6 protein-coding genes and 1 pseudogene are annotated in these 7,277 nt (G+C 67.6%); 3 read left to right on the forward strand and 4 right to left on the reverse strand.

What is annotated here, in order from left to right; translation table 11 throughout:
* Positions 1–1,163: AIR synthase related protein (locus OQF71_RS13115; RefSeq protein WP_280588204.1), on the forward strand; the 1,163-nt coding region annotated here is incomplete at its 5' end.
* Positions 1,164–1,289: 126 nt separating this feature from the next.
* Positions 1,290–2,420 (forward strand): ABC transporter ATP-binding protein, encoded by a 1,131-nt coding sequence (locus OQF71_RS13120; protein ID WP_280588205.1) that lies wholly within the window; start codon positions 1,290–1,292, stop codon positions 2,418–2,420.
* A 51-nt stretch (positions 2,421–2,471) separates the two neighbouring features.
* Here the strand turns inward: OQF71_RS13120 and OQF71_RS13125 are convergent, their stop codons facing one another.
* Both OQF71_RS13125 and OQF71_RS13130 read right to left on the reverse strand, forming a co-directional pair.
* On the reverse strand, positions 2,472–2,621 hold the full coding sequence (locus OQF71_RS13125; RefSeq protein WP_280588207.1) for a hypothetical protein: 150 nt from the start codon (positions 2,619–2,621) through the stop codon (positions 2,472–2,474).
* Positions 2,622–3,336: 715 nt separating this feature from the next.
* The gene (locus OQF71_RS13130; RefSeq protein ID WP_280588208.1) at positions 3,337–3,582 is read right to left on the reverse strand and encodes a hypothetical protein; all 246 of its coding nucleotides are present in this window, start codon (positions 3,580–3,582) and stop codon (positions 3,337–3,339) included.
* Between the two features lie 520 nt (positions 3,583–4,102).
* On the opposite strand from OQF71_RS13130, the gene OQF71_RS13135 reads away from it, so the two are divergent.
* Positions 4,103–5,020 (forward strand): NAD-dependent epimerase/dehydratase family protein, encoded by a 918-nt coding sequence (locus OQF71_RS13135; protein WP_280588209.1) that lies wholly within the window; start codon positions 4,103–4,105, stop codon positions 5,018–5,020.
* A 104-nt stretch (positions 5,021–5,124) separates the two neighbouring features.
* Here the strand turns inward: OQF71_RS13135 and OQF71_RS13140 are convergent, their stop codons facing one another.
* Positions 5,125–5,631, reverse strand: a complete 507-nt coding sequence (locus OQF71_RS13140; protein ID WP_280588210.1) for a hypothetical protein — start codon at positions 5,629–5,631, stop codon at positions 5,125–5,127.
* A 341-nt stretch (positions 5,632–5,972) separates the two neighbouring features.
* Positions 5,973–7,277, reverse strand: a pseudogene (gene glmS, locus OQF71_RS13145) (glutamine--fructose-6-phosphate transaminase (isomerizing)); the annotation flags it as partial.

The raw sequence follows: 7,277 nt of genomic DNA on the forward strand, positions 1-7,277 counted from the left end.
CGGCCGCCGTCGACGTGGACGCCGCGTACCTCGCCGACGGCGCGCCGATGAACGACCTCCCGAGCGAGACGCCGACGCAGCCCGGTCGCGACCTCCCCGACCCGGAACCCGCCCTCGCCGACGCGGTCGAGGCGGTCGTCTCGGCCCCGTCGACCGCGAGCAAGCGCTGGGTGTACCGCCAGTACGACCACGAGGTCGGCGCTCGCACGGCCGTGAAACCCGGCGACGACGCCGCGGTCATGGCGATCCGGGAGACCGCGACCGACGGGGCGACGGGCGACGACTCCGCCGCGCTCGACGCCGACGAGCAGGGGGTCGGCCTCGCGCTCTCCTCGGGCGCGAACCCGAACTGGACCGAGACCGCGCCGTACGAGGGCGCCCGCGCCGTCGCCGTGGAGAACGCGACCAACCTCGCCGCGAAGGGCGCGGTCCCGCTGGCCGCGGTCGACTGTCTCAACGGCGGCAATCCGGAGAAGCCGGACGTGTACGGCGGGTTCGAGGGGATCGTCGACGGGCTCGCCGACGCGTGCGCCGCCCTCGACACCCCGGTGGTCGGCGGCAACGTCTCGCTGTACAACGACAGCGTCGAGGGCCCGATCCCGCCGACGCCGACGCTCGCGCTGATCGGGACGAAGCGCGGGTACGACGCGCCGCCGGCCGCCCTCGACGCCGACCGCGCCGCCGACTCCGAACTCCTCCTCGTCGGCGCCGGCGGCGACGCGCTCGGCGGCTCCGAGTACCTCGCGCAGGCGGGCGGGACCGACCGATTCCCGGAGCTGCCGGACGGGTCGGCCGGCGCCGACCTCGCCGACCGCGTCGCGTCGCTCGCGGCGGTCGCGCGCCGGGAGTCGACGCTGGCGGCTCACGACGTGAGCGACGGCGGGCTCGCGGTCGCGCTCGCCGAGCTGGTGACCGACGCGGCCGGCGCCGACGTGACCCTTCCCGACCGCGTCGCGGCGTTCGACGAGACGCCCGGCCGCCTCGTCGTCCAGACCACCGCCCCCGAGGCGGTCGCCGAGGCCGCGGGCGACCTCCCCGTGCTCCGGCTCGGCGACGTGACGGCGGACGGGACGCTCTCGCTGTCGGTCGGCGACGAGTCGACCGCGCTCGACGCCGACGCGATCCGCGAGCTCCGCGGCGTGATCGAGCGGGAGCTGGCCTGACGCCGCGACGGGGGCGCTCTCGACGCGGATTTTCGCCGCGCGGAAGCGAGCGATACGCTTTTAGGTGTTCCTAAAATACCTAGTGGCAATCACGGGACGCCGGTCGATCCGGCGCCCGACTCACCGATGGCACAAACGCAACACGTCGGCACGAGGCAGTCGAGCGGGACGGAGAGCGGGTCGCCCGCGGACCCGTCGCCCCGTCCGGTGTTGTCGCTGTCGGACATGACCAAGGAGTTCGGCCCCGAGACCGCCGTCGACGGCATCTCGCTCGACGTCGAACCGGGCGAACTGCTCACCTTCCTCGGTCCCTCCGGCTGCGGGAAGACGACGATGCTCCGGACCATCGCCGGGCTGGAGGAGCCGAGCGACGGGGAGATCAGCCTCGGCGGGACGACCGTCGCCGGCGACGGCACGCTCGTCCCGCCCGAGCGGCGCGACGTCGGTATCGTCTTCCAGAACTTCGCGTTGTTCCCGCACCTCACCGTCCGCGAGAACATCGCCTTCGGGCTCTCCGACGCCGACGAGGCGGCGACCGCGGCCCGCGTCGACGAACTGCTCGACCTCGTTAACATGCCAGAGCACGGCGAGAAGACGCCCGACCAGCTCTCCGGCGGGCAGAAGCAGCGCGTCGCGCTCGCCCGCTCGCTCGCGCCCGAGCCAGAGGTGCTCCTCCTCGACGAGCCGTTCTCGAACCTCGACGTCCGGCTCCGCGTGGAGATGCGCGAGGAGGTCCGCCGCATCCTGAAGGAGGCGGGCGTCACCGCCGTCTCCGTCACGCACGACCAGGAGGAGGCGATGTCCATCTCCGACCGCGTCGCCGTCATGAACGAGGGCAAAATCGAGCAGGTCGGCCGTCCCGAGGCCGTCTTCGAGCGCCCCGAGTCGAAGTTCGTCGCCTCCTTCCTCGGACGGGCGTCGTTCCTCGAAGGGGAGCTCCGCGACGAGCAGGTCGAGACCGGGATCGGCCGGTTCGACGCCGTCACGCTGGAGGGGTACGACACGGTCTACGACGGCGCGCCCGTCGACGTGCTCGTGCGGCCCGACGACCTCCGGGCGACGCCCGCGAGCCCCGAACTGGCGGACGGGATCATCGTCTCGCGGCAGTACGTCGGACCGTCGTTCGTCTACCGGGTCGAGTTAGAGTCCGGCGACACGGTGCACTGCCTGCACAACCACGTCGAGGAGTTCGGGCTCAACGAGCCGGTCACCTTGGAACTCACCGCCGACCACCCGCTGGCGTGGTACCCGCGCTAAGCGCGGCGCTGTCGGCGGTTTCGTTTTCATATCGGCCGGAAGCCGAGCCGCTCAGACGCTGAACAGGAAGGGAATGACGTACGCGATCAGCAGGCCGACGAGGGTGACGGCCGCGCCGATGCCGACCTCGCGGCTGCCGAACTCCTGCATGGGGGCGGTCACGCGTGCGTCCGGGTCGGGCTCGTGAGAGTGGTCGTCCATGTACGGAGGTGGGTGCGGCGGACATATAAGAGCATCTGAACGGTACGGCGGACGCGACAGACTCGGTCCCGACCGCGTCGTTCTCGGAGAGGATATCAATCTTCGCTGATGGATCTGTCCGTGGGCGACGACGAGACGGTTCTCATAACCGGTCCGACGCTGTCGGGGCGGCGGCGGCTGTTTCACCGGACGCTGGGTGAGTCGGCGGGTCGTCCGGTCGTGGTGTCGACGCGGGAGCCCGCGAACTGCGTTCGGTCGTCGCATCGCCGACTGGTTGACGGTGACGAGGCGACTCCGGTCGTCGTCGACTGCATCACGAACGCTCTGGGCCGATCGGCGGACGACACCGCGACGACGAAATACGCCCAGCACCCGAGCGACCTCACGTCGATCGGAGCGAAATTCACCGACGCTCTCGGGGAACGCGAGTCGGATCGCCTCTCGGTCGGTCTCACGAACCTCGGTCGGTCTCACGAACCTCGGTCGGGCTCACGAACCTCTCACCGCTGTTGGTGTACGCGTCTCCCGCCGACGTGTTCCAATTCGTCAACGTGCTCGTCCAGCGGCCGACCGGCACCGGCTGGTCGGTGGCGGCGACGATCGACGGCTCGAGTCCCCGGGGGACAGGTACGCCGTCCGGATGCGACAGCGTCTCACGAGGCGGGCGCGATACGGCTCACGCGGTCCTCCCGCGACCGCACCCCCCCGGATATCCCTACCTCGCTACGACCGGAACGAGCACGGCGAACACGGTCACGACGACGATGACCTCCACCAGCGGGACCAGCGACTCCTGTATCGTCGCCTGTACCCTCGCTATCGTCGCGTATCTGCCGACGACGAGGACCGAGACCACCGCGAGACCCCAGAGTACCGCTCCGAGCTCCCAGACGTGGCTTCGGTGAACGGACCCGAGCGAGCCGACGTCGTCGCTTTCACCCGTCGCGCCCGCGTTTCCCATACGAACCGCAAACACAGCAACTGACAAATATCGAACTGTTCATTTCATCAGCGAATTTGTTATCTTAATCTGAAATAAACGTAACCCGTACTCGTAGCCCCTCGGAACACGTTATCGGAGCCGCTTTTCGACGCTCGGCTCTCGCTCATCGCCCGTTGCCGTCTTCGCACACCGGGACCGAGCGCCGCTACTCCCCGCTCGGCTCGTCGCCGGCGCCCACTTCTGTTCCCGTTCACTCCGTCGGCCCGCTCATCCTCTCCTCCGGTGGGCCGATCCGGCGTGAGTTCAGGCTAAAGAGGCGGCTCCAAAACGGGCGTTACCGCTTTTTTCGGCGACAGACGTCACACCGCGCCGCCGCCGACAGCCCCCGCGTGATCCTCCGGCCGCACTCGCACCGTGGGTGGGCGTTCGCGTCTTCCATATCCGTATCCTTGCGGGTAGTCCCATAAATTCTTGTCGCTCGTTCGTCACGGAATGGGTAATCGCATCGTTTTTGTCGGGTCTCGTACACCTTCCGTCTATGCAGGATCAGCGCGTGTTGGTGACTGGCGGTGCCGGATTCATCGGGTCGAACCTCGCGAATCACCTCGCGGCGGAGAACACGGTCATCGCGATCGACGACGAGTACCTCGGCACGCCGGTCAATCTCTCCGACGACGTGACGTACCACAACAAGAGCGTGCTGGACGACGACCTCCCGACGGACGTGGACGTGGTGTATCACCTCGCCGCGCTCTCCTCGTACGCGATGCACGAGGAGAACCCGCAGCTGGGTGCGCGGGTCAACGTCGAGGGGTTCGTCAACACCGTCGAGCAGGCGCGCGACGACGGCTGTGACACGGTCGTGTACGCGTCGACCTCATCGATCTACGGCGACCGCACCGAGCCGTCGCCGGAGTCGATGGACGTGGCGGTGAACACGGGATACGAGGCGTCGAAACTCGCCCGCGAGCGGTACGCCGAGTACTTCGCCAATCACTACGGGATGGCGATGGCCGGGATGCGATTCTTCTCCGTCTATCAGGGGTACGACGGCGCCGAAGGCCACAAGGGCGAGTACGCGAACGTCATCGCGCAGTTCGCCGACGACATCGCGCACGACCGCCAGCCGGAACTGTACGGCGACGGCACGCAAACCCGCGACTTCACCCACGTCGACGACGTGGTCCGCGCGCTCGCGGTCGCCGGCGACGAGCGGCTGACCGGCGTCTACAACGTCGGTACCGAGGAGCCGTACAGCTTCAACGAACTCGTCGAGCTCATCAACGAGGAGCTCGGGACCGCCGTCGAGCCGACCTACGTCGAGAACCCGATCCCCGAATCGGTGTACGTTCACGACACGTACGCCGACATCTCCAAGCTCCGAGCGGCCACGGGCTGGGAGCCGCAGATCTCGTTCGCGGAGGGGCTCGAACACGTGTGTGACCCGTATCAGTAACCCCTCCGACCGGTGTGACTGGCGGTCGCTCGGTGTCTGGTCCGTTTCGAACGCCCCCGAAGCGTCGATCGCCCGTCGCAACCGAGATCGCGGACCGTGGCCCATCAGATCACGACCGTGACGACGACGGGTACGGCATCCAGCACGACGATGCCGAACAGACCCTGCCGCTCGACCGGCCACTTCGGAGCCGAACGAATCGATTCCCGCGGCGGCGCGTCGATATGGAACTCAGAGCACTGCCGCGAGCTGGACTCTCTGTCGGCCCGCTCCGCTCGCTGCAGCTCCTCCAGCCGCCTGCGACGCCCGTCTTCCATTTTTCGGTGGAGCCGCCAAAACGAGCGGTAGAGCCAGAACGGGACGAAGCACACGTACCCGATGACCGGCGCGAGGTAGGACACGCCCCACGCGACCATTCCGAGGGGTGAGACGAACCCCTCCGTGCCGACGTAGTAGAGCCCCTCCGTGTAGAATCGGTACGTCACGTAGCCGCCGACGAGAAGCAGTATCGTGTTGACTCGCATCGCGAACCGGCCGCGGTCACGGAATCCGCCGTGTTCGTCGGGGTGGAACGGCCGATAGACGAGGATATCGCGCCGCAGGAACTCCATAACAGGGGTAGCTTGATATCGGCCGATTGCGTTGCCGCCGATAGAGGGCCATGCCAATTCCGTCACGTTGCCCTGACTGTGGGGATATGGATCTCGACGTGTCGAACGTCCCCCCACAGAACCACGATCGGGGTGACGAGTGGGTCACGCGGGCCGACTGCCCGTCGTGTTCGTACGTCAAGTGGTTCGAGTGACGTCTCGCCGGCTACCGAAGGGTAAAGCGCCGTGCCCGGGCTGCATTCTGGGATCGATACACACGATTATCTGAGCTATCGGCGGACGCAACTCGGACACTGTCGAGACACTCCCGGCACTGTCCTTTCTCCTCACGCCGCCTCTGTCAGTTCGCCCGCAGCGAACCCCTCGGCGTGGTCAGAGGAGATTTCCTGGAGTTTGAGCGCGCTCTCAAGCGCGACGGGGTACCCGGCCCCTCGTCCAATGTAGAGGAACGCCTCTCTGTCGGTGTGGTTCCGTGTCACCTGCTTGATCGTCGCTTCCCGATCGAGGATCTGCTGGACAGCCCCTGGCAGTTCTTGGACGCCGGCCAGCAGCTCACGGGTTGCCTGCGTCGAGAGTGCGTTCCGAACGTGTCCGAGAGGCGTCGCCAACAGCGTCATCGTCGCCACCTGCGAGACGAACGTTTTGGTGGCGGCGACGCCGATCTCGGGACCGGCGCGGATGAACACCGTCTCGTCGGCCTCCCGGGTGACGGTGCTGCCGAGCGTGTTGGTGACCGCGAGCGTGCGGGCCCCCGCGCGTGCGGCGTCGCGCAGCGCCGAGAGGGTGTCTGCGGTCTCGCCGCTCTGAGTGATCGTGACGACGAGCGTCTCCAACGGATCGCGCCCGCCGGTGAATTCGTACTCGCTGGCGATCGTCACCGTCACCCGCACGTCGGCCGCGGTCTCGAGCAGCTCCTTGGCGTACAGCCCGGCGTGATACGAGGTGCCACACGCGATGATCTGAATTTCTTCGACAGATCGGAGATAGTCCACGGAGAGATCGAGATCGAGGTCGACGCCCGTTCCGAGGTCATCGATCCGGCCCGAAATTGCCTGTCGGAGCGCTCGGGGCTGTTCGTGGATCTCCTTGAGCATGTAGTGGTCGTATCCGCTCTTGCTGGCCGTGTCGGCGTCCCACTCGAGCGTCTGGACGTCGCGCTGGACCTGCGTCCCGTCGTTGTAGACGGTCACGTCGTCGTCGGTGAGGTGAGCGATGTCACCGGTTTCGAGATACGTCACGCGATCCGTGTGGTCGATGAAGGCCGTCGCGTCACTCCCGACGTACGTGGCCGCCTCCCCGTGCCCGATCAACAGCGGGCTGTCCTCGCGCGCCACGACGATCCCGTCGTGTTTGGCCGCCGTGACCGCGATCGCGTAGCTCCCCTCCAGCTGCCGGGTCGTTCGCTGGACGGCCGTGACGAGCGAGACCCCGTCTTCGAGGTGGGTCTCGATCAGGTGGGGGATGACCTCGGTGTCGGTGTCGCTGGTGAAGACGTGCCGGTCGCGGAGCTCCGCTTTCAGCGCCTCGCAGTTTTCGATGATGCCGTTGTGGACGACCGCCACCGACTCCGTACAGTCCGTGTGCGGGTGCGCGTTCGGCGCGGTGGGTTCGCCGTGGGTGCTCCACCGCGTGTGGCCGATCCCCAC

The organism is Halorubrum sp. Boch-26 (assembly GCF_029889805.1).
GTDB lineage: Archaea > Halobacteriota > Halobacteria > Halobacteriales > Haloferacaceae > Halorubrum.